This window comes from Solimonas sp. SE-A11 (assembly GCF_030345715.1).
Taxonomy (GTDB): Bacteria; Pseudomonadota; Gammaproteobacteria; order Nevskiales; family Nevskiaceae; genus Solimonas_A.
The window spans coordinates 58,499-85,323 of record NZ_JAUASX010000020.1 but is presented as its reverse complement, the minus strand read 5'-3'; the positions used below and the strand labels follow the sequence as shown (position 1 = coordinate 85,323).

At 66.3% G+C, this 26,825-nt stretch carries 28 protein-coding genes; 4 read left to right on the top strand and 24 right to left on the bottom strand.

Features of this window, described 5'->3' with window-relative positions; all coding sequences use genetic code 11:
* Window positions 1-513: 513 nt before the first annotated feature.
* The 12 genes from pdxJ to rpoE all read right to left on the bottom strand — a co-directional run bounded on the left by pdxJ (window position 514) and on the right by rpoE (window position 10,765).
* Entirely contained in the window at window positions 514-1,263 is a 750-nt protein-coding gene (gene pdxJ / locus QT386_RS19285) for a pyridoxine 5'-phosphate synthase (RefSeq protein WP_289275381.1), read from the bottom strand.
* 29 nt (window positions 1,264-1,292) lie between these two features.
* Window positions 1,293-1,982, bottom strand: coding sequence for a DNA repair protein RecO (gene recO / locus QT386_RS19280; protein WP_289275380.1), 690 nt, complete (start codon window positions 1,980-1,982; stop codon window positions 1,293-1,295).
* 7 nt (window positions 1,983-1,989) lie between these two features.
* Window positions 1,990-2,874, bottom strand: a complete 885-nt coding sequence (era, locus tag QT386_RS19275; RefSeq protein ID WP_367401466.1) for a GTPase Era — start codon at window positions 2,872-2,874, stop codon at window positions 1,990-1,992.
* Window positions 2,867-3,481, bottom strand: a complete 615-nt coding sequence (gene rnc / locus QT386_RS19270) for a ribonuclease III (protein WP_367401465.1) — start codon at window positions 3,479-3,481, stop codon at window positions 2,867-2,869. Before rnc ends, era begins: the two co-directional genes overlap by 8 nt.
* Before the next feature lie 63 nt (window positions 3,482-3,544).
* Window positions 3,545-3,928 (bottom strand): DUF4845 domain-containing protein, encoded by a 384-nt coding sequence (locus QT386_RS19265; protein ID WP_289275378.1) that lies wholly within the window; start codon window positions 3,926-3,928, stop codon window positions 3,545-3,547.
* 26 nt (window positions 3,929-3,954) lie between these two features.
* A complete protein-coding gene (gene lepB / locus QT386_RS19260; RefSeq protein WP_289275377.1) occupies window positions 3,955-4,731 on the bottom strand; it encodes a signal peptidase I in 777 nt (258 codons plus the stop codon).
* A 19-nt stretch (window positions 4,732-4,750) separates the two neighbouring features.
* A complete protein-coding gene (lepA, locus tag QT386_RS19255; RefSeq protein ID WP_289275376.1) occupies window positions 4,751-6,553 on the bottom strand; it encodes a translation elongation factor 4 in 1,803 nt (600 codons plus the stop codon).
* Window positions 6,554-6,608: 55 nt separating this feature from the next.
* Window positions 6,609-6,845 carry a glutaredoxin family protein gene (locus QT386_RS19250; RefSeq protein WP_289275375.1) on the bottom strand — a complete coding sequence of 79 codons (237 nt, stop codon included), beginning with the start codon at window positions 6,843-6,845 and terminating at the stop codon, window positions 6,609-6,611.
* Entirely contained in the window at window positions 6,842-8,335 is a 1,494-nt protein-coding gene (locus QT386_RS19245) for a DegQ family serine endoprotease (protein ID WP_289275374.1), read from the bottom strand. Before QT386_RS19245 ends, QT386_RS19250 begins: the two co-directional genes overlap by 4 nt.
* A 118-nt stretch (window positions 8,336-8,453) precedes the next feature.
* On the bottom strand, window positions 8,454-9,461 hold the full coding sequence (locus QT386_RS19240; protein ID WP_289275373.1) for a MucB/RseB C-terminal domain-containing protein: 1,008 nt from the start codon (window positions 9,459-9,461) through the stop codon (window positions 8,454-8,456).
* The gene (locus QT386_RS19235; RefSeq protein ID WP_289275372.1) at window positions 9,461-10,093 is read right to left on the bottom strand and encodes an RseA family anti-sigma factor; all 633 of its coding nucleotides are present in this window, start codon (window positions 10,091-10,093) and stop codon (window positions 9,461-9,463) included. Before QT386_RS19235 ends, QT386_RS19240 begins: the two co-directional genes overlap by 1 nt.
* Before the next feature lie 99 nt (window positions 10,094-10,192).
* On the bottom strand, window positions 10,193-10,765 hold the full coding sequence (rpoE, locus tag QT386_RS19230; RefSeq protein ID WP_289275371.1) for an RNA polymerase sigma factor RpoE: 573 nt from the start codon (window positions 10,763-10,765) through the stop codon (window positions 10,193-10,195).
* 141 nt (window positions 10,766-10,906) lie between these two features.
* On the opposite strand from rpoE, the gene nadB reads away from it, so the two are divergent.
* Window positions 10,907-12,508, top strand: a complete 1,602-nt coding sequence (gene nadB, locus QT386_RS19225) for an L-aspartate oxidase (protein ID WP_289275370.1) — start codon at window positions 10,907-10,909, stop codon at window positions 12,506-12,508.
* Window positions 12,509-12,568: 60 nt separating this feature from the next.
* Here the strand turns inward: nadB and QT386_RS19220 are convergent, their stop codons facing one another.
* From QT386_RS19220 to QT386_RS19180, 9 genes are all read right to left on the bottom strand, one after another.
* Window positions 12,569-12,868 (bottom strand): hypothetical protein, encoded by a 300-nt coding sequence (locus tag QT386_RS19220; protein ID WP_289275369.1) that lies wholly within the window; start codon window positions 12,866-12,868, stop codon window positions 12,569-12,571.
* 92 nt (window positions 12,869-12,960) lie between these two features.
* Window positions 12,961-14,244, bottom strand: a complete 1,284-nt coding sequence (locus tag QT386_RS19215) for an ammonium transporter (RefSeq protein WP_301334411.1) — start codon at window positions 14,242-14,244, stop codon at window positions 12,961-12,963.
* A 211-nt stretch (window positions 14,245-14,455) separates the two neighbouring features.
* The gene (locus QT386_RS19210) at window positions 14,456-14,908 is read right to left on the bottom strand and encodes a protein YgfX (protein ID WP_289275367.1); all 453 of its coding nucleotides are present in this window, start codon (window positions 14,906-14,908) and stop codon (window positions 14,456-14,458) included.
* Complete coding sequence (locus tag QT386_RS19205) at window positions 14,877-15,110, bottom strand: succinate dehydrogenase assembly factor 2 (protein WP_289275366.1); 234 nt, start codon at window positions 15,108-15,110, stop codon at window positions 14,877-14,879. The genes QT386_RS19210 and QT386_RS19205 overlap by 32 nt, the downstream gene beginning before the upstream one ends.
* A gap of 71 nt (window positions 15,111-15,181) precedes the next feature.
* On the bottom strand, window positions 15,182-15,967 hold the full coding sequence (locus tag QT386_RS19200) for a succinate dehydrogenase iron-sulfur subunit (protein ID WP_289275365.1): 786 nt from the start codon (window positions 15,965-15,967) through the stop codon (window positions 15,182-15,184).
* 18 nt (window positions 15,968-15,985) lie between these two features.
* Window positions 15,986-17,779, bottom strand: coding sequence for a succinate dehydrogenase flavoprotein subunit (gene sdhA, locus QT386_RS19195; protein ID WP_289275364.1), 1,794 nt, complete (start codon window positions 17,777-17,779; stop codon window positions 15,986-15,988).
* Between the two features lie 16 nt (window positions 17,780-17,795).
* Window positions 17,796-18,170, bottom strand: a complete 375-nt coding sequence (gene sdhD, locus QT386_RS19190; RefSeq protein WP_289275363.1) for a succinate dehydrogenase, hydrophobic membrane anchor protein — start codon at window positions 18,168-18,170, stop codon at window positions 17,796-17,798.
* Window positions 18,171-18,181: 11 nt separating this feature from the next.
* Window positions 18,182-18,583, bottom strand: coding sequence for a succinate dehydrogenase, cytochrome b556 subunit (sdhC, locus tag QT386_RS19185; protein WP_289275362.1), 402 nt, complete (start codon window positions 18,581-18,583; stop codon window positions 18,182-18,184).
* Window positions 18,584-18,622: 39 nt separating this feature from the next.
* Window positions 18,623-18,823 carry a DUF1674 domain-containing protein gene (locus QT386_RS19180; RefSeq protein WP_289275361.1) on the bottom strand — a complete coding sequence of 67 codons (201 nt, stop codon included), beginning with the start codon at window positions 18,821-18,823 and terminating at the stop codon, window positions 18,623-18,625.
* Between the two features lie 70 nt (window positions 18,824-18,893).
* On the opposite strand from QT386_RS19180, the gene QT386_RS23525 reads away from it, so the two are divergent.
* From QT386_RS23525 to QT386_RS19165, 3 genes are all read left to right on the top strand, one after another.
* Window positions 18,894-19,793 (top strand): hypothetical protein, encoded by a 900-nt coding sequence (locus tag QT386_RS23525; protein ID WP_289275360.1) that lies wholly within the window; start codon window positions 18,894-18,896, stop codon window positions 19,791-19,793.
* 107 nt (window positions 19,794-19,900) lie between these two features.
* Complete coding sequence (locus QT386_RS19170; RefSeq protein ID WP_289275359.1) at window positions 19,901-21,364, top strand: serine protease; 1,464 nt, start codon at window positions 19,901-19,903, stop codon at window positions 21,362-21,364.
* 74 nt (window positions 21,365-21,438) lie between these two features.
* Entirely contained in the window at window positions 21,439-22,899 is a 1,461-nt protein-coding gene (locus tag QT386_RS19165) for a serine protease (protein ID WP_289275358.1), read from the top strand.
* A 44-nt stretch (window positions 22,900-22,943) separates the two neighbouring features.
* Here QT386_RS19165 and QT386_RS19160 read toward each other — a convergent pair whose 3' ends face one another.
* From QT386_RS19160 to QT386_RS19150, 3 genes are read right to left on the bottom strand one after another with little or no spacing between them, the layout of a single operon-like run.
* Window positions 22,944-24,149, bottom strand: coding sequence for a nucleotidyltransferase family protein (locus tag QT386_RS19160; protein ID WP_289275357.1), 1,206 nt, complete (start codon window positions 24,147-24,149; stop codon window positions 22,944-22,946).
* Window positions 24,146-24,994: a glycosyltransferase family 2 protein gene (locus QT386_RS19155; RefSeq protein ID WP_289275356.1), complete on the bottom strand. Its 849-nt coding sequence runs from the start codon at window positions 24,992-24,994 to the stop codon at window positions 24,146-24,148. Before QT386_RS19155 ends, QT386_RS19160 begins: the two co-directional genes overlap by 4 nt.
* Complete coding sequence (locus QT386_RS19150) at window positions 24,987-26,786, bottom strand: ABC transporter ATP-binding protein (protein WP_289275355.1); 1,800 nt, start codon at window positions 26,784-26,786, stop codon at window positions 24,987-24,989. The genes QT386_RS19155 and QT386_RS19150 overlap by 8 nt, the downstream gene beginning before the upstream one ends.
* Window positions 26,787-26,825: the final 39 nt, after the last annotated feature.

Genomic DNA, 26,825 nt, shown 5'->3' with positions numbered 1-26,825 from the left:
GTCGGTAGTGAGAACCGGCGTGCGGCTCCAGGCTCTCCCACGATCGCTCGATCAAGGGTTTATCGGGCGCGCACGCCGGGCTCTCGACACCAGATTACGAAAAGACCAAGAGATAAGGGGTTGGCGAGGGCATGGATGCCCGAGGTAGGGCAATGCATGGAGCAATTGCCGAGGAGAGGGGGAGCCTGCAAGGTTTCGCGCGGCCGTTCGCCCTGAGCTTGTCGAGGGGTGAACACGATTAGCACCCAGACCTCGCAGAAATACGGAACTCCGTTAGGGATTCCCACCCCCAGCGGTCAGAATATCCCCATGAGCCCAGGTGCACCTCGGGCTACAGGCGCAGGGCTCCGCGCCGACACAGACCATCCGGCAGACAACCGAGTAGGGCTCTGCCCCTGCATCCGCGAAAGGGTCCTGGGATGGGCTGTCTCTTTAACAAGCTGGCAGTGCTGTCCGCCGGGCCTGCCAGGGCCCGGTGCGGCAGATCTTTACTAACAACCTATCATTAAGCGCCTACTTCGCTGCGTAGCGCGCTTCCACCATCACACGCTTCATCTCGGCAACCGCTGCCGGGAAACCCACGAACACCGAACGCGACACGATGCTGTGCCCGATGTTCAACTCCTCGATCTCCGGGATGCGTGCAATGGCGCCGACGTTCTGCAGCGTCAGGCCGTGGCCAGCATGGACTTCGAGGCCGGCTTTCTTGGCGATGCGTGCGAACTTGGTGATGCGCTCCAGCTCCGCCGCCTGCTTGCGGCCGCTGGTGTCGGCGTAGGTGCCGGTGTGGATCTCGATGTGCGGTGCGCCGGTGGCCTTGGTGGCCTTGAGTTGCGCCGGGTCGGCGTCGATGAACAGGGCCACGGTAATGCCGGCCTTGGCCAGGCGCGCACAGGCACTCTTCACGGATGCCAACTGGCCGGCCACGTCGAGGCCGCCCTCGGTGGTCAATTCCTCGCGCTTTTCTGGAACCAGGCAGACGTACTTCGGCTTCAGCCGGCAGGCGAAGTCGAGCATGAACGGCGTGACCGCCATCTCCAGGTTCAGCGGCACCGGGCTGACACGCAGCAGGCGCTCGATGTCGTGGTCCTGGATATGCCGGCGATCCTCGCGCAGGTGCATGGTGATGCTCTCGGCGCCGGCGCTGGCTGAGATCAGGGCCGCCTCGACGGGGTCCGGATAAGGCGTGCCACGCGCCTGGCGCAAGGTGGCGACATGGTCGACGTTGACGCCGAGGCGGATGGCGGAGAGCTTGGAGGGCATGGAGACGGCCGGCTGCGATGAGGGCCGCATCATACCCTTGCGCGCAGCTGCCGCAGCAGCTTGGCGGTCTCCAGCTCCCGCCCGCCGAGCTGCCGGCGAACCAGCTCCCGCATCAAACGGCGAAGTTCGCTACGCCAGGGACCGTCGGCGGCTGGGCGCTCGTCGCGCAGGGCGATCAGGGCCACCCCGGAACAGGGTCCGCGCGAGGCTGCCCGGAAGCCCTCCTGCTCACCGTAGCTGTAGCTGAGCGAGGGCTCGATGTCGTCCGGAATTTCCAGGCCATAGCCGATGTCGGCCAGCAGGCGCTTCTCGAACAGGCGCAGGGCGAATTCGGCTTCCGGCCCCTGCAGGGCGGCCAGGGCTTCTTCGTAGGCCCTGTAGGCGTCGGGGTGCGGGTCCTGCCGGTGCAGCAGGCGCAGCAGCAGTTCGTTCAGATACCAGCCGTAGAACAGGCGCTCCCCGACGAGCTCGGGCGGCGGGCCGTTGGCCTCGACGCCGGTCAGGGCCGCCAGCTCGCCACGTTGGGTCCAGCTCAGCAACAAGGGGCGCAGGGCTTGCAGCAGCGCGCGGTTGCGGGACTTGGGGGACCTGGCCCCCTTGGCGATCAGGCCGATGCGGCCATGACGCTCGCTGAAGGCCTCGATCAGCAGGCTGGTTTCGCTGTAGGCCTTGGCGCTGAGCAGCCAGCAGGGCTCCAGCTGGACGCGCCCATGGTCCATGGCGTCGCTAGTCGGGCGTCAAACCGAAGCGCTTGAGAGCCTTGGGGTCATCGCTCCAGTTCTCGCGGATCTTGCACCAGATCTGCAGGAAGATCTTGCGCCCGAGCATGCGCTCCAGGTCACGGCGCGCCGAGGTGCCGATGGCCTTGAGCGTAGCGCCGCCCTCGCCGATGACGATCTTCTTCTGCCCCTCGCGCTCCACCCATATCACGGCATGGATGCGGTCGAGGTTACCCTCGCGCTTGTAGTCCTCGACCTGGACGGTGGTCGAGTACGGCAGTTCCTGATGCAGCGCGCGGATCAGCTTCTCGCGGATCATTTCGGACACCGTGAAGCCCAGGTCGTTGCCGGTGACCATGTCCTCCGGATACAGCGGATCGCCTTCCGGGATGCGGCTGAACAGTTCATCCACCAGACCGCCCAGGTTGGATCGCTTCTGCGCCGACAACGGCACGATAAAGGCGAAATCGCGGCGTTCGGCCAGCTTCTGCAACAGCGGCAGCAGCTTTTCCTTGTCGTCCAGGCGATCGATCTTGTTGACCACCAGGCCCACCGGCACGCTCAGCCCCTCGAGACGCTGCAGGACGGCCTGGTCCTCGTCGGTCCAGCGTCCCAGTTCCACCACGAACAGCACCAGGTCCACGTCGTGGATGGCGCCGGCGGCGGCCTGGTTCATCACGCGGTTGAGCGCGCGTGTCTCCACCTTGTGCAGGCCCGGCGTATCGACGAACACCACCTGGCCACGCTCTTCGTGCAGCACGCCCTGGATGCGATGGCGCGTGGTCTGCGGCTTGTGCGAGACGATGCTCACCTTCTGGCCGACCAGGGCATTCACCAGCGAGCTTTTCCCTACGTTAGGGCGCCCGATCACCGAAACCATTCCGCTACGCATGGATCTTGGAAATCATCAGTTCGGCCGCGCGCTGTTCGGCGCTGCGGCGGGAAGCCCCTTCGGACTCGGTAAAGGACTCGTTGTCGGGCAACAGGCAGCGCACGGCAAAGCGACGCGCGTGCGGCGGCCCGGACTCCGACAGGATTTCGTAGCGCGGAAGCGGCCGGCCGTCGGCCTGCAGGGCTTCCTGCAGGCGGGTCTTGGGGTCCTTTAGCGACTCGGCATCGGGTAGGTCGGCCAGCAGCGGGGCGTATAGCCGCTCGCAGACGCCGCGCGCCGCGTCGAAACCGCCGTCGATGAAGACGGCACCGATGATGGCCTCCAGTGCGTCTGCCAGGATCGAGTCGCGCCGGTAGCCGCCGGACTTCAGTTCGCTCTCGCCCAGCCGCAGCAACTCGCCGAGTTGCAGATCGCGCCCCAGCAGTGCCAGGGTCTCCTCCCGCACCAGGCTGGCCCTAAGGCGAGACAGCGCACCCTCCTCGGCCTTCGGCTGGAGTGCATAAAGGCGCTCGCCGATGACGAAGTTCAACAGTCCGTCGCCGAGGAATTCGAGACGTTCATTGTTGCCGTGCGCGTAGCTGCGGTGCGTCAGGGCCTGCTGCAGCAAGGCGCCGTCCCGGAACTTGTATCCGAGACGCTGAACCAGCGTGGCGTCCGGACTGCCCAAAGATCAGACCGAAACCTTCGACATCGGCACTTCGCCTTCGAAGTGGATGACGATGTAGATGTTGTAGAACAGGCGCTCGCGGGCTTCATAGTCATAGACCATGAAGCGGCCCCGCTCAGTTCGCTTGACCTTGATGTCCTTCGGCTGGATGCGCGTGATGTCGTCGATGTCCCAGTAGCGCTGCAATTCCTTGCGCAGCGCCGTGCCACTTTCATCCGAACCCGAATCTGCGCCGCTGGCGACCTTGTTCAGCGTGCTTTGCAGCTTGAACTGGTTCATGTAGATCGGGAAGCACTTGGCTCCCACGATCGCCACGAATGCGATAGTGCCGAAAATGAACAACAGGCCGAACCAGCCAAGGCCCTTTTGACGATGACGAGACTGCATGGAACCTTTCCTCCCCGTGGATAGGGCTATTTAATCACGGTTCCGATACGCGAGAAATCGATCCGCGCACGGACGCTATCCCAGCTCATCCAGATGAAAAAGGCCTTCCCGACCAGGTTCCGCTCCGGTACCGTGCCCCAGACGCGGCTGTCCGAGCTGCCGTCGCGGTTGTCGCCCATAGCGAAGTACTGGCCTTGTGGCACGGTGAATTCGAAGTCATCCGAGGGGCGGTCGGGGTCGACCAGCACATGGTGCCGGACGCCGGTCAGGTCCTCCGAGAACCGGTAGACCACGCCGGAAGCATGCCCGCCCTGCACCGGGAAGGCGCCATCGGCCTCCTGTGTCATCTCCTGGCCGTTCACGGTCAGGCGCTTTTCCTTGTATACCAGGTGGTCGCCCGGCAGACCGACGATGCGCTTGATGTAGTCCTGGCGCGGGTCCAGCGGGTAGCGGAAGACGACGATGTCGCCGCGCTCGGGCAGGCCGTTGGGCAGGAACTTGTTGTGGAATGCCGGATCGCGCAGGCCGTAGGCAAACTTGTTGACCAGGATGAAATCGCCCACCAGCAGGGTCGGGATCATCGAGCCGGACGGAATGCGGAAGGGCTCGGCGATGAAGGAGCGCAGCAGCAGCACCGCGGCGATCACCGGGAAGAAGGACTGGCAGAAGTCCACGATCGCATTGGGCGGCACGCCCTCGCCACGGCGCGGCGCCAGCACCCACTTGTTCAGGGCCCAGCCGATGCCGGTCAGCAGCGTCGCTGCCGTCAGCAGCACCGCGAAATCGACGTGGAAATCCTGCATCGGTTCTATCCTCGGGAACTTACTTCTTCTTGTCCACGCCCAGCACGGCGAGGAAGGCTTCCTGCGGAATTTCCACGGAGCCCACCTGCTTCATGCGCTTCTTGCCTTCCTTCTGCTTTTCCAGGAGCTTGCGCTTGCGCGATGCGTCGCCGCCGTAGCACTTGGCGGTAACGTCCTTGCGCAGCGCCTTGACCGTGCTGCGGGCGATGATCTTGGAGCCGATGGCCGCCTGGATCGCGATGTCGAACATCTGGCGGTGGATGACGTCCTGCATCTTCTCGCAGAGGTCGCGGCCGCGGTTGTAGGAGTTCTCGCGGTGCACGATGGTGGCCAGGGCGTCGACCTTGTCGCCGTTGACCAGCACGTCCAGGCGCACCAGGTCGGCGGCGCGGAACTCCAGGAAGTCGTACTCGAAGGAGGCGTAGCCGCGCGACACGCTCTTGAGGCGGTCGAAGAAGTCGAGCACGACCTCCGCCATCGGCATCTCCACCTCAAGCTGCACCTGCGAACCGAGGTAGCGCAGGTTGCGCTGCACGCCACGCTTCTCCATGCACAGCTGCATCACCGGGCCGACGTAGTCGGGCGGCATCAGCACGCGGGCCACGATGATCGGCTCGCGGATCTCGTCGATGTTGCCCGGCTCCGGCAGCTCGGCCGGGTTGTCCACCTTCTTGATCTCGCCCTGGGTGGTCAGCACCTCGTAGACCACCGACGGGGCGGTGGTGATGAGATTCAGGTTGTACTCGCGCTCCAGACGCTCCTGCACGATCTCCATGTGCAGCATGCCCAGGAAACCGATGCGGAAGCCGAAGCCCAGCGCGGAGGAGTTCTCCGGCTCGAACTGCAGGGCCGAGTCGTTGAGACGCAGCTTCTGCAGCGACTCGCGGAAGTCCTCGAAGTCCTCGGCGTCGATCGGGAACATGCCGGCGAACACGCGCGGCTGCACCTGGCGGAAGCCCGGCAACTCGCTTTCACAGGGGGCGGAAGAACGCGTTAGCGTATCGCCCACCGGTGCGCCGAAGATGTCCTTGATGCCGGCGATGATGAAACCTACTTCGCCGGTTTCCAGCTGCTCCTTGAACACGCGCTTGGGCGAGTGCACGCCCATCATCGTGATCTCGTAGTCCTTGCCGGTGGACATCACGCGGATCTTCTCGCCCTTGCGGACCGAGCCGTTGACGATGCGCACCAGCGACACCACGCCGAGGTAGTTGTCGAACCAGGAATCGACGATCGATGCCTGCAGTCGGCCGTTGGGGTCACCCTTGGGCGGAGGCAGCTGCTGCACCACCGCCTCCAGCACGGCCGGCACGTTCAGGCCGGTCTTGGCCGAGATGCGCAAGGCGTCCACGGCACTGATGCCGATGACCTGCTCGATCTCGTCGGCCACGCGCTCGGGCTCGGCGTTCTGCAGGTCCACCTTGTTCAGCACCGGCAGCACTTCCAGGTGCTGCTCCAGCGCGGTGTAGCAGTTGGCCACCGACTGCGCCTCGACGCCCTGCGAGGCGTCCACCACCAGCAGCGCGCCCTCGCAGGCTGCCAGCGAGCGCGAGACCTCGTAGGAGAAGTCGACGTGGCCCGGGGTGTCGATGATGTTGAACTGGTAGATCTCGCCATCCGCCGCGCGGTAGTGCAACTGCACCGCCTGGGCCTTGATGGTGATGCCGCGTTCGCGCTCGATCGGGTTGTTGTCGAGGATCTGCTCTGTCATCTCGCGCAGCTCAAGGCCGCCGGTGAGCTGGATGAAGCGGTCGGCCAGGGTCGATTTGCCGTGGTCGATGTGCGCGATGATGCAGAAATTGCGGATATTTTCTTGTTTCATGGGAATCTGCGGCCGGGGGCCGCCAGCGAGGCCGCGCAGTATATAGCGAGCGGGCCTACAGGGCTGCGGTTACCCGGGCAGGGTCGAGCCGTCCTTCACTCAGGACCCTGCCGGCGGCATCCAGCAGTACGGGGATGCGGACGCCGTACTCGTGCCGCCATTCCGGGCGGGTGTCGACGTCGGCCTTTTCCAGCTCGAAGCGGCCGGGGCCGAACTCGGCCAGCAGGTCCTCCTCCAGCTCGTCGCAGAGGCAGCAGCCGGGCCGCGACAACAGCAGCAGCCTGGGGATCAAGGCTTGCCCCGGGCCGCCGGAGCCTCCGGCACGTCCATGGCCAGGAACAGCGGCGCGCCGCGGCGCTGCACCAGCACCGGCACGGTCTGGCCTGGGGTCAGACGCCCGACCACCTCGCGGTAGCGCGCCGGGCTGCCGACCTCCTGTCCGCTGATCTGCAGCAGCACGTCGCCGGCACGCACGCCGGCACGGGCCGCCGGGCCATCGCGGGCCTCGGCCACCATCACGCCGCTGGCGGGGCCGCCCAGCTGGGCGTCGCGGCGCTCGCCATCGGTGAGGGGGCGCACGGTCAGGCCCAGGGCATCCGCCGGGGCGGGAACGGCGGGAGCCGCTGGCACCGGGCTGGATTTTGCCGGGCCAGGATCGGCATCCGGCTGCAGCACGCCGACGGCCACCTTGAGGGTCATCTGCTTGCCTTCGCGCAACAGCTTGACCTCCGCCTTGTCGCCGGGATCGGTGATGCCCACCATCGGCGGCAGCGCGGTGGAACTGGCCAGCTCGATGCCGTTGTAGCTCAGGATGATGTCGCCGGCCCGCAGGCCGGCCTTCTCGGCCGGGCTGCCCGGCATCACGCGGGCCACCAGGGCACCTTCGGGTTTGTCCATCTTCATGGAGATGGCCAGGTCGCGGTCCACCTCCTGCACCACCACGCCCAGCCAGCCACGCTTGACCCGACCGTGCTCCTTGAGCTGGCCGGCCACCTTGGCGGCCACGTCGATCGGGATCGAGAACGACAGGCCCTGGTAGCCACCGGACTGCGAGTAGATCTGCGAATTGACGCCCACCACCTCGCCCTTGAGATTGAACAGCGGGCCGCCCGAGTTGCCGGGGTTGATGGCGACATCGGTCTGGATGAAGGGCACGTACTGCTCGGTGATCAGGCTGCGGCCCTTGGCCGACACGATGCCCGCGGTGACCGAGTAATCGAAACCGAAGGGCGAGCCGATGGCCAGCACCCACTGCCCGGGGCGCAGCTTGCTGGCGTCGCCGAGCTTCACCGCCGGCAGGTCCTTGGCCTCGATGCGCAGCAGCGCCAGGTCACTGGCCTCGTCGCTGCCCACCACCTGGGCGGTGAACTGGCGCCGGTCCAGCAAGCGCACGATCACTTCCTTGGCGTCGCGTACGACGTGGTAGTTGGTGACGACGTAGCCGTCCTTCCACAGGATGAAGCCGGAGCCCAGCGACTGCGGGGTGTTCTCCAGCGGCGGCTCCTCTTCGCTCTCGCCCTGGTGCTCCTCGAGGAAACGCTTGAACCAGTCGGGCGCACCCTCCAGGCTCTCCTGCTCGCTGCTGTCGCCGTTGGCCGAAGCGGCGGGGTCGGCCGGCGACTCACCCACCACGGTGCTGATGTTGACCACCGAGGGTGATACCTGCTCGACCAGGTCGGCGAAATCCGGCGTACCGACGATCTGCGGCCCACGCTCGCAGGCGGACAGCAGCATGACGACCGCAAGCACGGTCAGCCGCAGGGAAGGGGCGGCAATACGCATCGAGGACTCCGGGCCGAAAGGCCCAAAAAAGCGGGGCAAGGTGAATTTCAAAGGAAAATCAACGGAAATTCAAACTTCCGGCCCGCTGGCATGCCGCCGGAACCGGGACGCCGCGCACTCAGGGGGCTGCGGCGGCGGCCTCGACCTTGCCGGCCGGCTTGGCGCCGTCGCCGATCATGCGCACGGTTTCCTGCGGCGCCTCGCCCACGACGGTGACATGGAACCCGCCAACCATGCGGCGGTAGGCATGGACCGTCCCCATCTGCGAAACGCTCTGGGTCTGCACATTGCCGGCTGGCGCCGGCTTCATGGCGCTGAACACCGAGATCGCGGAGAGGCCGTCGGACAGCACGACGTGCTCGACCATGCCCTGGCCACCCGGCAGCGGACGCAACTCGCGGAAGGCCACGCGATAGCCCGGCGGCATGCGGTCCAGCTTCAGGCCGGCAGCGCTGGTGGCCACCGCGCCCTGCGGCGGCAGCGGCGGGTTCTCGATCATCTGCACCACCTGGCGGGTCTCGCCGGGCGGCAGCTGCGGCCGGAAGGCCGAATCGGGAATGCTGGCCGGGAAATCAATCTCGGTGAACATCATCTGTTCCAGCACGGCGCCGTTGCGGCCGATCAGGCTGACCTTGAGCGGCACCGAACTCTGCTGGTCGGCCCAGATCTCGTAGCCGTAGCGGAACTGGTCGCGGGGGGCGATGGCCAGCCCCTGGCAGGTCCGGCCGGCTACCCGGGCGGTGCCCAGGTCCTTGAACTCGTAGACCTGCGAGATCTGCTGCAGGCGCTCCACGCTCAGGGCCGGGAACAGCGCCTTGGGCGTCGGCAGGTTCATGGTGAGCTTGCGATCCTTCGGCAACAGGCAGATAACCTTGTTGTTTTCCTTCAGGATTTCGCGCGGATCGCCGTTGAGCGACTGGACACGCTCGTGCTCGGTGCCGTCCTTGAAGCGATGCGTCACGCGCATCGTCTCGAGCATGTCGTCACCCTGGTAGATGATCACGCCCTGGTAGTTGCTGTTGCGCGCCGCCTCGCCGATCCGCACCAGGAAATCGGCCGGGTCCGCCGCGAAGGCCGTGGGGGCCGCTGCCAGCGCAAGGGCACCGAGGAGGGCGCGACCGCGCATCAGCGCTGTTCCTCCGCCTGCGGGCGGTAGACGGCGTTGTGCGCGGCGAAGCGGGCATAGGACAGGGTGCCGCCCATGCCGCGGCTGGCCGCGGTGTTGCTGTGCTCGATCAGATAGTTGGACAGGTCGTCTTCCTGCATCTGCTGGATCTCGGCGGCGCTGGCCGAGACCGCGCGCAGGCCCTGCGGGCGAGCCGAGGGCAGCGGCAGCGAGACCGGGGCGGTGACGGCTGCCGGGGAGAAGCCGGGGGCGGCCTCGCCGTGCTGCGCCACCAGGGCGGTCTGCGGCAGTGTCACCAGCATGGCGACTGCGCCGAAGGAGGCGGCGGCGGCAAAGCCCGCCAGGGGCTTCCAGCGCGCCAGGGCGGCTCGGCGATTGGGGCGGCGGCTATCCAGGTCCACCAGCTTGTCGCTGGCCGGCAGGGGAGCTTCATCCAGCCCGGCCATGACGCCGGCGCAGATGCAGGCCTGCTCGCGGGTGATGCGGGTACCTTCCCGGGCTTCCCGCGACAGGCACAGGCGGCTGTAGGCCTCCTTCATCTCCGGCGAGCGATCCAACCGGTCCAGCAACCGGTCCAGCTCCTCGGGCGTGCACTCGCCGTCGAGCAGGGCGGAAAGGGATTCTTGGGACATGGGGCCAGTACCTTGCTACCTGAATATAAGCTTAACCGCGGCCGCGGCAAAAAGTTCCGCAGGAACCGACTAGAGATTTTGTTGCAGTGCGCACAGGGGCTACTCGATCAGCGGCTTGATGACGGCATCGATCGCCTCGCGGGCCCGAAAGATGCGCGAGCGCACCGTGCCGATGGGGCATTCCATGATCTCGGCGATTTCCTCGTAGGACAGGCCGTCCAGCTCGCGCAGGGTGATGGCCTTGCGCAGGTCCGGCGGCAGTCCGGAGATGACCTCGGCGACCTTGTGCTTGATTTCCTCGGTCAGCAGCACGGCCTCGGGGGTATCGACATCGCTTAGATGTTCGGTATGCCCGTACAGTTCCGCGTCGGCGATGTCGATGTCGCTGCCCGCCGGCCGGCGGCCGCGCGATACCAGGTGGTTCTTGGCGGTGTTGATGCCGATGCGGTACAGCCAGGTGTAGAAGGCGCTGTTGCCCTTGAAGCCGTTGAGCGCGCGGTAGGCCTTGATGAAGGTTTCCTGGGCTACATCGGGCGCGTCGGCGTCTCCGACCAGGCGGCTGACCAGCTGGATGATCTTGTACTGGTACTTGCGGACCAGCAGCTCGAAGGCGCGCTTGTCACCCTCTTGCGCGCGAGCGACCAGCTGTTCGTCAAGTTGTTCTTCGCTCATTTACGCATCAGGCTGCCGCGACCGCCCTTTCGACAAGGGTGGCGCGAACGGCTAAGTTAGACCCCAAAATCAATGGCCGCCTGCCTGTTCCGGCAAACACGGCGGTTTTCGACACGAATTCGCGATTCTAGCATCCCCCACATGTCCGATACGGAAGTCCTCATCCTCGGCAGCGGTGCAGCCGGCCTGTCCTTGGCCCTGCGCCTGGCCCAGGCCGGCCGCAAGGTCTGCGTGGTCTCCAAGAGCCAGCTCAGCTCCGGCTCCACCCTCTGGGCCCAGGGCGGCATCTCCGCCGTGCTGGACGCCGCCGATTCCCTGGAAAACCACGTCTCGGACACCCTGGTGGCCGGCGCCGGCCTCTGCGACGAGCCAGCCGTGCGCTTCACCGTGGAGCGCGGCCCGGCCTGCATCCACTGGCTTCTTGAACAAGGGGTGCAGTTCACCCGCGACGAAGACGACTCCAGTGGCCTGGGACTGCACCTGACCCGCGAGGGCGGCCACTCGCACCGGCGCATCGTCCATGCCGCCGACGCCACCGGCCGCGCCGTGGAAACCACCCTCGCCTCCCTGGTCGCGGCCCATCCCGGCATCACGGTGCGCGAGCGCAGTGTCGGCGTGGATCTGATCGTGGACCCGGACCAGAAGCGAGTGCTGGGCGCCTACCTGTTCGACCGCGAGTCCGGCCGGGTCGAGGCCGTGGCGGCCAAGGCCGTGGCCCTGTGCACCGGCGGCGCCAACCAGGTCTACCTCTATTCCAGCAACCCCTTCGGCGCCTCCGGCGATGGCATCGCCATGGCCTGGCGCGCCGGCTGCCGCGTCTCGAACATGGAGTTCATGCAGTTCCACCCGACCTGCCTGTACCACGAGGATTCGCGCAACTTCCTGATTAGCGAGGCCCTGCGCGGCGAAGGCGCCCTGCTGCGCCTGCCAAACGCCGACGGCTCGGCCGGCGAGCGCTTCATGCCGCGCTTCGACAGCCGCGCGGAGCTGGCGCCGCGCGACATCGTCGCCCGCGCCATCGACCACGAGATGAAGCGCCTGGGCCTGCGCCATGTGCTGCTGGACATCACCCACAAGTCGCCCGAGTTCATCAAGGGCCACTTCCCCAGCATCCACGCCCACTGCCTGGAACTGGGCCTGGACATCACCCGCGAGCCGATCCCGGTGGTGCCCTCGGCGCATTTCACCTGCGGCGGCGTGCACACCGATCTGCGCGCGCGCACCGACGTAGATGGCCTCTACGCCATCGGCGAGGTCGCCTGCACCGGCCTGCATGGCGCCAACCGCCTGGCCAGCAACTCGATCCTGGAATGCCTGGCCTTTGCCGCCGCGGCCGCCGACGACCTGCTGGCAATCCTGGACCAGCGTGCGATGCCGCATGGACTCAAGCCCTGGGACGAAAGCCGCGTTACCGACTCCGACGAGGACGTGGTGGTCTCGCACAATTGGCTGGAGCTGCGCACCTTCATGTGGGACTACGTCGGCATCGTGCGCACCACCAAGCGCCTGGAACGGGCACAGCACCGCATCGAGCTGCTGGCCCGCGAGATCCAGGAGTATTACGGCAACTACCGCATCAGCGCGCACCTGCTGGAGCTGCGCAACCTGGTGGTCTGCGCCGACCTGATCGTGCGCTCGGCGCTGCTGCGCAAGGAATCGCGCGGGCTGCACTACACGCTGGACTATCCGCACACGCTGGCGAGGGCGATGCCGACGGTTCTGGAAGGGCGCAAATCCGGTTGAGCACCCCATGTCCTCCCTCTCCTCTGGCCTGAGAGGGAAGACAGGAAAGCCTGCTTGCCGCTACCGCAGCGACCCCTTGTACTTCCCGAACGTCGCCGGGCTCACCGGAGCCTCGGCGGTGGCCTGAGGGGGTGCCGCCGAAGCGGCCACCATCGCACGCGGGCGGCCCATGATCACTTCCTCGAAGCGGTCCGCCAGCCGCGTCAGTTCATCATCTCCGCCCATGCGCGCCATGCGCACGATCTCGCGGGCGTACTCCATGTTCTGCGTCATCCACAGCGCATCGGTAATGCGTCCGGTGCAATGCCGCAGCCGCACGTACAGACGTGTCGCCAGGGCCAGCTTGTCACCGTCGGTCATCGAAAACCCTCCTGTTCCAGGTGCCGCCGGCTGCATTGCCGCCGGGGCACCTGCCCACATGCCTCCCTCTGCTCCCATGCCAGTCCCTGGCGTCAGACGATGCGTTCACCGTGCAGGGCCAGATCCAGGCCGGCCTGTTCCTCGTCGCCGTTCACGCGCAAGCCCATGGTGAAGCGCAGCAGCAGCAGGATCGCGATGGTCATGCCGGCGCTGTAGAACAGCGTGGCGAAGGCACCGACCGCCTGCACCATCAGACTGGCCTCGGCACCGGAAATGACCTTGCTGGAGAACACGCCGGTCAGCAGGGCGCCCACCAGGCCGCCGACGCCATGGATACCGAACACGTCCAGCGAATCATCCGCGCCGAGCAGACGCTTGAGGCCGGTGGCGCCCCAGTAGCAGAGCAGGCCGGAGGCGGCGCCGATCGCCAGCGCGCCCGGAATCTCGACGAAGCCGGATGCCGGGGTGATCGCCACCAGGCCGGCCACCGCGCCGGAGCAGGCGCCGAGCAGCGAGGCACGCTTGCGGATGATCCACTCCACGCCCATCCAGGTCAGCACGGCGGTGGCAGCGGCCACCTGAGTCACCAGCATGGCCATGCCGGCACGGCCGTCGGAGGCCGCGGCGGAGCCGGCGTTGAAGCCGAACCAGCCCACCCACAGCAGCGAGGCGCCGATCAGCGTGAAAGCCAGGTTGTAGGGGATGAAGGGCTCGGAGCCGTAGCCGTTGCGGCGGCCCAGCATGTAGGCGCAGGCCAGGCCCGCGGCGCCGGCGTTGATGTGCACCACCGTGCCACCGGCGAAGTCCTGGGCGCCGAGCTTGGCCAGCCAGCCGTCCGGCGACCACACCCAATGCGCGACCGGTGCGTAGACCAGCAGCGACCAGGCCGCCACGAACACCATCATGGAGCCGAACTTCATGCGCTCGGCGAAGGCGCCGGTGATCAGCGCCGGCGTGATGATGGCGAAGGTCAGCTGGAACATGATGAAGACCGACTCGGGCACCGTCGGGGCCAGCGGATTGACGCTCAGCTGCCCGGCTTCCTTGAAGTACTTCAGCCCGCCCAGGAACAGGTTGTCGAGCCCGCCGATGAAGGGGGAGCCCGGGGAGAACGCCAGGCTGTAGCCGATGACGATCCACAGCACCGTGATCAGGGCGGTGACGGCAAAACTCTGCAGCGTGGTGGCCAGCACGTTCTTCTTGCGCACCATGCCGGCGTAGAACAGGGCCAGGCCCGGGATCGTCATCAGCAGCACCAGGGCGGTGGAAGTCAGCATCCACGCCGTATCACCGGCGCTGATCTGGTCGAAGGCCACCATGGTCGGTGCCGCCGCCGCACTGCCGGCATAGGCCAGCGCCGCCACCAGGACGAGCATCAGCCCTACCCGGTCCCACCTGGAATTCAGAGTCACGATCCTGCTCCCTTTCCTGCCCGGGACCGACCACCGGTCCGGACCTCTGGGATTCGGCATGCACAGGCAATGCCAACTCCGGAAAGGCCCGGCCGCGGGCCCGACGCTCGCATGCAGAAACGACAAGGCCCGCAGCGCGGGCCTTGAATCGATTGGGAAAAGCGGCGGTCCCCCGTCAGGTGCCAGCGGCGCAGGCGAAGGACATCAGGCGGGCGCGCAGGCGGCGCAGGGGGTCGGCACCCAGCTCGTCGCCAAGCACCACACGGGTGCGGCGCCCGCCGGACTTGAGGCGGAAGTTCAGCACCATCATGCGCGAGTGGACGCAGCTGTTGCCCAGCAGCTCGGCCTCGTCCTTGCGGCCGGCACTGTCCACCACCAGCCACTGGCCGTCGGCCTGCCAGACCAGGCGCACCAGGGCGCGGCGGCCGAAGCCGAAGGCGGCATGGCGGCGCAGCCAGACCCAGGACGCGCCGAACGCGGCGCAGAGCAGCATCATGGGCCAGCCCGGCGACATCGCCGCCAGCAGCAGGCACAGCGCCAGCATGTGCAGGATGAACAGGAAGCGGTGCGCCCGGTAGGACGGCCGCAGGTTCAGGTCAGTGGTGGCGGCGAAGCTGTTCGACGACATCGGCATAGGTCTCGGGAGGCTGCGAGTACCCCATGGACCAGGAATACAGGTCCGGGTCCTCGGTGGTCTGCAGCATCTGGATGAAGAGGGCGCGCTCGGCCTCCGTGGCCGAGGGCCAGCGATGCGCGTAATAGCGCTCCGTCAGGACGTCCAGTTCCTTCATGCCGCGGCGCAGCAGCCAGCGGAGTTTGCCTTCTTCCATGAGCGTATCCGTCGCGAAGCTAGGCGATCCGGTTGCGGGAGCCGCGGTCAGCGGCTCCCGCAAGCGATTCTTCAGACCCTACGCTCGACCAACATCTTCTTGGTCTCGGCGATCGCCTTCGCCGGATTCAGACCCTTGGGGCAGGTCTTGGCGCAGTTCATGATCGTGTGGCAGCGGTACAGCTTGAACGGATCTTCCAACTCGTCCAGGCGCGAGCCGGTGGCCTCGTCGCGGCTGTCGGCCAGCCAGCGGTAGGCCTGCAGCAGGATCGCCGGGCCCAGGTAGCGGTCGCCGTTCCACCAGTAGCTGGGGCAGCTGGTAGTGCAGCAGGCGCAGAGGATGCACTCGTAGAGACCGTCGAGCTTGGCGCGGTCCTCTTCGGATTGCAGGCGCTCGCGCGTCGGTGCAGGCGAGTCGGTCTTGAGCCAGGGCTCGATCGAGGCGAGCTGGGCGTAGAAGTGCGTCAGGTCCGGGACCAGGTCCTTGACCACCGGCATGTGCGGCAGCGGGTAGATGACGACCTCGCCCTTCACCTCTTCGCAGGTCTTGGTGCAGGCCAGCGTGTTGGTGCCGTCGATGTTCATCGCGCAGCTACCGCAGATACCCTCGCGGCAGGAGCGGCGGAACGTCAGCGTGGCGTCGGTTTCGTTCTTGATCTTGATCAGTGCGTCCAGAATCATCGGGCCGCAGCTGGCCATGTCCACCTCGTAGGTGTCCATGCGCGGGTTGGCGCCGGTGTCCGGGTCATACCGGTAGATCTTGAAGTTGCGGACCTTCTTGGAGCCTTCCGGAGCCTTGTGGTGCTTGCCGGCCGACTTGTCGAGCTTGGAATTCTGCGGGAGCGTGAACTGTGCCATGACGTGGAATCCTTGCGATCAGTACTTGCGGGCAACGGGCGGGATGTGCTCCACGTCGTTGTCCAGCGGCTGCATGTGTACCGGGCGGTAGTCGATCTTCACCTGCTTGTCGGCGGTGCGCCAGGCCACGGTGTGCTTCATCCACTGCGTGTCGTCGCGGTCCTTGATGTCGTCGCGGGCGTGGGCGCCGCGCGACTCCTTGCGATTCTCGGCGCCGACGATGGTCAGCAGCGCCTGGCCCAGCAGGTTGTCGAGTTCCAGCGTCTCGCAGAGGTCCGAGTTCCAGATCATGGAACGGTCGGAGACCTTCACGTCCTGCACGAAGTTGTCGATCACGCCGTTGAGCTTGGTGATGCCTTCCTGCATCAGCGGGCCGTCGCGAAACACCGCGCAGTGCTTCTGCATGGTCTTCTGCATGTCCAGGCGGATCTTCGCCGTGGCAGTGCCGCCCTTGGCATTGCGGAAGCCGTCGAGGCGGGCCAAGGCCTTCTCCTCGGAGGCGCCGCTGATCTTGCGGTGCGGGGTGCCCGGCTTGACCAGCTTGGCGGCCTGGATGGCGGCGGCGCGGCCGAACACCACCAGGTCGAGCAGCGAGTTGGAGCCCAGGCGGTTGGCGCCGTGCACCGACACGCAGGCGGCCTCGCCCACGGCCATCAGGCCCGGGACCACGGAGTCGGGGTTGCCGTTCTTCAGGGTCACCGCTTCGCCGGTGTACAGGGTCGGGATGCCGCCCATGTTGTAATGCACCGTCGGCACCACCGGGATCGGCTGCTTGGTCACGTCCACGCCGGCGAAGATCTTGGCCGACTCGGAGATGCCCGGCAGCTTGGAGTGCAGCACTTCCGGACCCAGGTGCTCCAGGTGCAGGAAGATGTGATCGGCCTCGGCACCGACGCCGCGGCCTTCGCGGATCTCGGTGGCCATGGCACGGCTCACCATGTCGCGCGGCGCCAGGTCCTTCACGGACGGGGCATAACGCTCCATGAAACGCTCGCCCTTCTGGTTGGTGAGGTAACCGCCCTCGCCTCGCGCGCCCTCGGTAATGAGGCAGCCCGAGCCGTAGATGCCGGTCGGGTGGAACTGCACGAACTCCAGGTCCTGCAGCGGCAGGCCGGCGCGCAGCACCATCGCATTGCCGTCACCGGTGCAGGTGTGGGCGGAGGTGGCGGAGAAGTAGGCGCGGCCGTAGCCGCCGGTGGCCAGGATCGTCTCGTGGGCACGGAAGCGGTGCAGCTTGCCGGTGGCCAGCTCCCAGGCGAGCACGCCCTGGCAGGAGCCGTCCTCGTCCATCAGCAGGTCTAGGGCGAAGAATTCGATGAAGAACTGCGCGCGGCACTTGAGGCTCTGCTGGTAGAGCGTGTGCAGCATGGCATGGCCGGTGCGGTCGGCGGCAGCGCAGGTGCGCTGGGCCGGGGGGCCCTTGCCGAAGTCGGTGGTCATGCCGCCGAAGGGGCGCTGGTAGATCTTGCCTTCCTTGGTGCGCGAGAACGGCACGCCGTAGTGCTCGAGCTCGATGATCGCGGGGATGGCCTCGCGGGTCATGTACTCGATGGCGTCCTGGTCGCCCAGCCAGTCGGAGCCCTTCACGGTGTCGTAGAAGTGCCAGCGCCAGTCGTCCTTGCCCATGTTGGCCAGCGCGGCGGAGATGCCGCCCTGCGCCGCCACGGTGTGCGAACGCGTGGGGAATAGCTTGGTGATGTTGGCCGTCTTCAGGCCGGCTTCGGCCAGGCCCAGGGTCGCGCGCAGGCCGGCACCGCCGGCACCCACGACGATGGCGTCGTACTCGTGATGAACGATCTCGTAAGCGGACATTCTTTGGATCCCGGTGTTACAGCGCGACGCGCAGGATGGCGTAGACGCTGGCGGCGGCGACGATGGCGTGGAGGAACTTCTGGCCCATCAGCGACAGCAGCTTGAGGCCCTCGTGGTGCACGTAGTCCTCGATCACCACCTGCACGCCCAGGGCGGAGTGGTAGAGCATGGTGAGGATGAACAGCACCAGCATGATGGCGACGCTGGGCGCGGAGACCCAGTGACGCACCGCGTGGTAGTCGCCGCCGGCCAGGTTGGCCACGGAGAACACGAACCACAGCGTCAGCGGGATCAGGGCGACGGCGGTAACGCGCTGCACCCAGAAGTGATGGACGCCGTCCTTGGCGGAACCGAGGCCGCGCGCGCGGCTCAGGGGAGAACGCAGGCTCATCGGAGGCTCCGTCAGAGGAAGTAGGCCACGGCCCAGGCGGCGGCCGTCAGCAGCAGGGAGGAGGCGACCACGGCATAGCCGGTCTTCTCGGCGACCTTGATGTCAAAACCCCAGCCGATGTCCCAGAACAGGTGGCGGATGCCGTTGCCCAGGTGGTACATCAGCGCCCAGGTCCAGCCGAACAGCAGGATCTGGCCGTACCAGGCCGTCAGGTGCTTGGCGAAGTCGGCGTAGACCACCGGGCCCGTGGCCAGGGCGATCAGCCAGGCCGCCACCAGCAGGGTGCCGACACTGAGGCCGACACCGGTGACACGGTGGATGATCGAGAGCAGCGAGGTCCATTGGAAGCGGTAATACTGCCCCAGCATGAAGGGGGACAGCGGGCGATTGTCGGCGGGCGTTTTCGTGGTCATTCCGGCTCCCAATATCCGGGACGTGAACTTCAGAGGGGTTCAGAAGTCGATACAGCGCCCATTCTTTTCCCAGTCGCCATAGCGGGTGGGATCGGGACCGTCGCTGCGGCCACCCACTTCGGGCGCCGGCTCGGGTTCCGCCTCCGCCGCAGGCTGCGTCTTCTCCAGCAGTTCCGCGAGGGAAACCACTTCATCCGGCTTGGATGCACCGGCAATTTTTGGATCGGGCGAATGCGACACGGAAATTTCTGGGCTGCAAAGCCCTGATAGTGTGACAAACTTCTCTTGTGCATCGCAACGTGAAATTCCTGTGAACGCTCGTATCCCACTCGACGAACTCGTGTACATCCGCGCGCAAGGTGCGGATGCTGAAAGCTTTTTGCAGGGTCAGCTGAGCAGCGACACGCGCCTGGTGAATGAGAACCGTGCGCAGCTGTCGAGCTACAGCAACCCCAAGGGACGCATGCTCGCGGTGCTGACGCTGTTCCGACACGGCGACGACCTCGTGCTGGAGGTGCATCGCAGCGTCGCTGAATCGACGCTCAAGCGTCTGCGCATGTTCGTGATGCGCTCCAAGGTCACCCTGCAGGACTGCACGGCGGAGCTGCCGGCCACCGGCCTGCTCGGCGAAGACGGCGCCCGCCAGCTCGAGACCCTGGGCCTGCCGTTGCCGCAGGAGCCGATGCAGAGCGCCGCCCACGGCGGCCTTACCGTGATCCGCCGCCTGGGCAGCCAACCGCGCTGGTCGGTACACGGCGAGGTCGCCGGCCTGGCCGCACTGCCCGCCCGGGGTTTCGAGGCCTGGCGCCGCGCCGACCTGCTGGCCGGCGTACCGACGGTCTACACCGAGAGCCGCGAGATGTTCGTGCCGCAGATGGCCAACATCGACCTGCTGGGTGGCATCAGCTTCAACAAGGGCTGCTACACCGGCCAGGAGATCGTGGCGCGCCTGCATTACCTGGGACAGCTCAAGCGCCGCATGTTCCTGCTGCGCGCCCCGGTGGACGCGCGCCCCGGCATGCCGGTCTACGATGCCGCCGGCGACGGACAGGCCGTGGGCGAGGTAGTGGACGCGGTGGCGGATGGCGACGCCACGCTGCTGCTGGCGGTACTGCAGCTGAGCCATGCCGGCTCGGCGCAGCTGGCCTTGGCGGCGATAGACGGCCCGAAGCTGGGGCCGGCCCAAGCCCTGGCGCCTGCCGCAGGATAAAGATACCCCCTAACCGGGGCAGCCGAACGGCGGCTTTTTCCCGTCGGGAGAACCCTCGGCTTCGGGGTGCTTCGATATAGTGCAGGCACTCGTAGGGGGAATCTTCCATGCGTCTGCCTGCCGTCTGTCTTGCCCTCTGCCTGGGCCTCTCCAGCTTCACCGCGCCCGCTGCGGCGGCCCTGGGGGATGTGCCGCTCCAGTGGCTCCCCGCCGGCCTGCGTCCGGCCACTGCCGAGGTGCTGCGCAGCGCCCCGCTGTCCTTCGCCACGGGCGTACCGCTGTCGCTGACCGAACAGGATGGCGCCTGGGACGAGCCCTCTCTCGGCACCGCGCGCTGGCGCCTGCGGTTGGCTTCCGACGGCGCGCTGAACCTCAGTGCCCGCCTGGAGCAGCTGCAACTGCCGGAGGGCGGCGAGCTCTGGTTCTCGTCCGCCGATGGGCGCGACGTGCAAGGCCCCTTCCGCGGCAACGGCGAGCTGCTGCTGCCGATCGTGCGCGATGCCGAAGCGGTGCTCGAGGCACGCATGCCGGCGGCGGGACGCGATGCGTTCCGCCTGCACATCGCCGAAGCCTTCCACGGCTTCCGCGCGCTGGGCAGCGCCGGGCTGCAGTCCAAGGGCGCCATCGGCGACTCGCAGGGCAATTGCCATATCGACGTGGCCTGCTCCGACGGCAATGGCTGGCGCAGCGAGATCCGTTCGGCCGTGGTCTACACCCGCGTCAACCGCATCCTGATCGGGACCACCCTGGTCACCTGCTCCGGCGTGATGGTCAACAACACGGCGCAGAACGACCGCGCCCTGGTGCTGACCGCGAACCACTGCGGCATCACTTCATCCACGCGGATGTCGGATGTCAGCGTCTACTTCAACGTGCAGAAGGCCAGCTGCGGCGCGACCGCCGACGGCCCGATCAACCAGGTGATCGCCGGCGGGCGCTTCCTGGCACGCGACAGCGAGTCGGACTTCACGCTGTTCGAACTGGCGTCCAAGCCACCGTCCTCCTACGGCGTCCACTACAGCGGCTGGGATGCGCGTAGCGGCAATGCCGCAAGCAGCGGCGTGGGCATCCATCACCCTGGCGGCGACGACAAGAAGATCAGCACCTTCAGCAGTAGCCTGCAGGCCATCGAGAATGCCCAGATCGATACCTTCCGCGTGGACGGCTGGCAGGTGCGCTGGGCCCGCGGCGTGACGGAGCCGGGGTCTTCCGGCAGCGGCCTGTGGAACCAGAGCCACCGCCTGGTGGGCACGCTGTCGGGTGGTTCGTCGAGCTGCAGCAATCCCAGCGGCAGCGACATCTACGCACGCTTCGAGCGCGCCTGGACGGCGAACAGCGCCAGCAGCGGCCAGCTCAAGGCGCATCTCGACCCCTCCGGCACCGGGGCCCTGACTCTGGACGGAAAGGATGCGGGTGGATCGCCTGGCACCGTCGGCTCCTCCTCGGGAGGCAGCTCCAGCGGCGGCAGCAGCGGAGGCGGGGGCGGCGGGGGCGCAGCCGGCGGGGCGCTGTTGCTGCCGGCCCTGCTTCTGGCGGCGCTGCGCCGGCGTACACCCCGACACACACTCTGATACAAGCGGGTTCACAGACCGGGGTGGGCTGCGGCTATAGTGCAGCCTCGGCCCCTCCCTGCCCTGTACCGACCATGACCCTGCGCCGCCACGCCCTTCTGCCGGGCATGCTGATGATTGGCCTGCTCCTATCCCTGCCCGCCCTGGCAACGGAAGCACCGCCACGCCACGTGCTTTCGATTGTGCAGGTGCAAGAGGCCACGGAGGATGCCAAGCAAGACCCCCTGCGCTACGCCGTGCCGCAGGCAACCGACCTGCGCTTGAGCGATGGTATCTGGGACCAACCGGCCGCTTCCCAAGCGCGCTGGCGCCTGGGTATCGACTCCAACGGCGCGGAGTCGCTGTCCCTGCGCCTGGAAGACCTGCATCTGCCGGCCGGCAGCGAGTTGCGCTGGATCGGCGAGGACAGTGGCGACATTCAGGGTCCTTTTGGCGCCGACAGTAGCGGCACGCTGTGGTTACCCCTGGTGCGCGGCAGCCATGCATTGCTGGAGCTGCGACTACCGGCAGCAGAAAAGGGGCATGCGTCGCTGCGCATTGCCGAGGCACAGCATGGCTATCGCGCCTTCAACATGCCTGGCACCGCCAAGGGTTATTTCAACAAGCAGGGCAGCGGAGCCTGCAATATCGATGTCGCCTGCACCACCGCCAATCCCTGGCTTTCGCAGGTGCGTTCGGTAGTGCTGCTGACCATCGGCAACAGCGCGGTCTGCACGGGTACGCTGGTCGACAACGTGCGCCGCGACGGGACGCCCTACGTCCTTACGGCGAATCACTGCCGATTCGATCAGCAATCCTCGCCGTCCAGCATCCGCGCCTACTTCAACGTCAATCGTAGCGGCTGCGGTAGCGGCACCGAAGGGTCTGTCGGTCAAAACCTTGCCGTTGCCGAAGTGGTCTCCCGCAGCACCACTTCGGATTTCGCGCTATTGCGTCTGCTCTCCAGCGAGAACGGCAACTCGGCCTCCGATTTCAATCCCTATTTCGCGGGCTGGGATGCCAGCGGGACCGCTCCCAGTTCGGGGGCAGCGATCCATCACCCCAGCGGCGACGACAAGAAGATCAGCATCTATTCGAGCAGCCCACAGAAGCAGGCTGACATGGAGATATGCGACCGCAGCAAAAACTGCTTCACGGTGGATGCCTGGAAAGTGAGCTGGAACAAAGGCACCACGGAAGCCGGATCGTCCGGGGCCGCGCTGTGGAACCAGGATGGACAGATCGTCGGCACCCTGTCCGGCGGCTCGGCCAGATGCGACGGTGACAAGCCCAATACGGGTTCCGATTATTTCGGGCGGCTGGACCTCTCATGGACCGGCGGCGATGCAAAGGCTCTCGGCAATTCACTGAAGAGCGCGCTCGACCCGGACAACACCGGCACGATCTCGCTCGTCGGTCGCGGCGGCACCAATCCGGCACCATCGACCGTCGATCCTTTCACCGACACTTCAGGTGGAGGCAGCGGCGGTGGAGCGCTGCCAATATTCCTGCTGGCGGCACTAGTGGGGCTTGGGCTGCTGCAGCGGCGGCGCTAATCCCGGCGCTTCGTACTGAATGGCATGCAAGCCCGGAGGGCCTGCTAAGGGATACGAGTTCCTCGCCCGCGCCATGGCTTCGCCAGCCTGCGCCCGACGCGTCGCAGTGGCGGCAATATGCGCAGCAACGGCGCGAGCCAGGGGGCATGCGCGGCCAGTGAATATGCGTGCTCACCGACCTCCGGCGATGTGCGCGTAACCACCCAGCGGAAGTACTCCCAGCGTTCCGGCCACCCCGCCAGGGCTGCACAGGCACCAGCATGCAGCAGCAGGCCGTCAACGAAAGTGCGCTGCCGCCCATCCGGCTTGTTGCTCATCCATTCGCGCTGCTCCACCGTCGCGGCGCGGCTGGTCAGTCTGACCGATAGAGGCCTCGGCCCCGAATCCGCTTCCAGCTGCGCCGCCATGACAGCCAGCGTGTGCCGGGTGTACGAATCCTGCTCCAGGGCGAGGCCGGATCTCCAGGGCGAGGCGCCGCCTTGCTGGACACTCACGATTTCCAACAGGTCATAGCCCCATTTCCAGCGCATGCACCGTGAGCGACAGGCGTGGCTGGCGAGGGATCGCTGCTGCAGCACCGCAGGGAGTTGCCGCAGACCGCGCAAGGGACCTTCATCGATACGCCCTAGCTGCGGCAGCAGGGAGGCCAGCCTCGGCAGGGACGTTCCCTTCAGCGGATCGGTGCGCCAGTGCAACTCCAGGTATAACCCACGCGGATGAACGAAGTTGATGTGATGCACGCTACGCATCCACTCGCGCCAGTGCAACGAGCGCTGTGGCAGTGACGTGGCAGGCGAATAGCCCAGACGCAGGATGATCTCGATGGCAGGCAGGACATGATCCGTATCGACCATCATGTCGATATCGCCGCTTTGGCGTGCGCCGATATCGCGATACAGCAGCCAGGAGAGCGCCACCCCCTTGAGAGGGAGCACAGGGATGCCTGATTGCTCCAGCGCGCCGGCTACCTCCAGGCAAGCACCGGCCTGCTGCAAGGCCTGGAAGGTGCCTCGCCGCCGAATCTCCGCTACCTGCGCATACAAATCCTGCGGCAACTGCAGCATCTGCTGCCGATGCCGCAGCTCCATCAAGCCTGCCAAGCCATGCAGGCGCAGGGCCTGGAAGAAATCCATGGGCCTGACGGCGGCCAGCAGACCCTCGTCCAGACGCTCTGCCGTCCAACGGCTGCGCACCAGTTGCGCCAGCAGCCGACGTGCCGGCTCTGCGGCTGCCTTGTGGTCCAGGCTCACTCTGTCTCCACGCCCGGGTAGCGCTTCCGCAGCAGTTCGCTGTCCGCCGCATAGTCCAGCCGGAAGCTGAGGTAATGACGGTCGAACAGGGACTTGGGGTGCAGGCAACGCAGACTGGGATCCAGAACCGTACGTAGTACGCCATCCGCGCGGGTAAAGAAGTCGAGGTGGTCGAGACGCTTGAGGCGGTCGTCCCAGCCAACCTGGGCCAGCCTTGCCGTACGGGCGATGAAGAAATTGGGCACCTTGGCACGCAGCGGCAGTCCGCCAAGTTCACCGCTGGGCGCAATGGCTTGCGACTTGTAAATCGGAGTCCGGCTGGAGTCGTTCCACTCCATCATCGGCAGGGTGATGACGATGCCTCCGAGGATGTCGATGCGGGGCTCGGCGGCGATGCGCCTGAGCGATCTCAGCAGGTCCGAGCCACTATAGAAAACAAAATCGTCGTCCAGGATCATGGTGTAGGGCGTACGCACCCGGGCGAGCCCGGCATTGCGTCCCGCCGAGACGCCGCTGTCAAACGGCAGCGTGACGTATTCGACACCGTCGATCGGCTCGGGATGACAGCTGTCATCGACCACGACAATGTGAATGCGTGGATAGTGGCGCCGGATGCTGCTCAGCATTTGCTGCAGCAAGGGGCGCCGCTCGAAGGTCTTGATGACCAGCGTCAACTGGTCCAGCAAGGCGTCATTGCCGCCATGAGCCGCACGCATGCGGTCAGCCAGCCTGACCACGCCCAGCTGCGCCTTCACCAGGCCATTGAAGAATGGAGCAACCCAAGGATTGAGCCTCGGGTGGGCAGCGAAATAGCGGCCAAGCGGCTTTATCAGCCTTTCACGCATGGAGCGCTCCCGCGAGCCCGGCCAGGTAGCCCGGCCCATTCGCCATCATCTGTTCGAAGCTGCCGCTTTCACGGATGCGTCCGCCCTCAAGGACATGGATGCAGTCGGCATCCCTGACCGTGCCGATGCGATGCGCGATGACCAGGATCGACAGTTGCCCATGCAGGCGGGCGATGGAATCCTGGATGCGCTGTTCATTGTCGCGATCCAATGCGCTGGTGGCCTCGTCGAGGATCAGCAGACGGGGTTGCCGCAGCAAGGCGCGCGCAATTGCCAGGCGCTGGCGCTCGCCCCCCGAGAGGCGCACTCCTCTCTCACCGAGTACCGTATCAAGTCCCTGCGGCAGATCGCGCACGAAGCCTGCCGCTGCCTGCTCGAGCACCGTCCATAGTTGGGGCTCCGTTGCTCCAGGATGCGTCCAAAGCAGGTTCTCTCGAACGCTGGCATTGAGCAGGAAACTGTCCTGGGATACATAGGCCACCTGGCTGCGCCAGGCTCTGCGATCGATCAGTTCACGGCCATCGACCAGCACCTTTCCTGAGGTTGGAGCCAGAAGACCGCCAATGATATCCGCCAAAGTGCTCTTGCCGGCGCCGGATGGTCCAACCAGCGCCACGGTATGACGGAACGGCAACACCAGGGTAATCGCCTGGAGAATGTCTCCCTCCCCCGAAGCAGCGCGATAGTGCAGGTTCTCCAGCCGCAGCTCCGACGTGAAGGACATAGCGGGATCGATGCCGGAGGGCTCGACCGCCGCCGCACAGGCCTGGCGCATCCCAACAAAGGACGTGTAGGCGGGCAGGCTGTAGAGCAGCCGCTCATAGGTTTGCTGCATCGCCGAGAACATGGGGATCAAGCGCGAAAATATGAACACCAACACCAGCATCGATGCGGGTGGGATGAGGATCACCACGAGAGCCACATAGGTCAGCGCCGCCAGTGCCATGGCGCCTCCGATGCGCAGCAAGCTGCGTGATATGGCCTGCTTGCGGGTGAAATCCACCGCCTCCCGTCGCGCCGCTTGCAGACGCCCCTCATAGCGCCGCAAGGTCTCCCGCTCGACGTTGCTGCTCTTGACCAACTTGAGCCCGGCCAGGAACTCACTGACCTCGCCATGCATCCTCTGCATGACGGCGGTCAGGCGATAGCCCCCTGCATGGGCATTGCGATGATTCCGCCGCAGGAGCAGCAGCAGCGCGCAACCGATGCCCAGGGTCATGGCTGTAAGCGGCACAGACAGGCTGAAGGCGATGACCAGATAGGCGACGGCCATCGCGGCCGTGGTCAGCAATTGCAAGAGGGAGGTGAGCCCCACGCTGATACGGCCAAGATCGACGTTCAATGCATGACTGAGTTCGGCGCTGTGCGTGCGTGCCAGGAAGGACCATTCGGCCTCACCGATACCACGGTACAGCTGCAGGCGCAGGTGATCGACAAAACCCTGCTGAAGCTCTGTGGAAGCCACGTCACGCCACCAGGACAGCCCTGAATACAGCACGATCAACGCGAGATACGCCAGGAGGATGCAGGTCAAGGCAAGGGACCGGTCCAGGCTACCGAGCATCGCCTGCAGGGGACCCGCAGTAGCCGCTGGCCCGGGCGCCACGCCGACCAGGCTCAGCATCGGCGCCAGCAGCATCAGGCCACTGCCCTCCAGTATCGCCACTGTCAGCATGAGCACACTGACCACCATGACCCTGCGCCGCCCGAAGTCCCGGATTTCACGCAGCAGCGCGATCAGCGGTCGCCGGTGCGATTCCTGGGCCTCTTCGGCGGAAGTCGGGATGCTCATGAACCTTTGAGGCGGGCCTGCCGGGCAGGGATTCCTGCG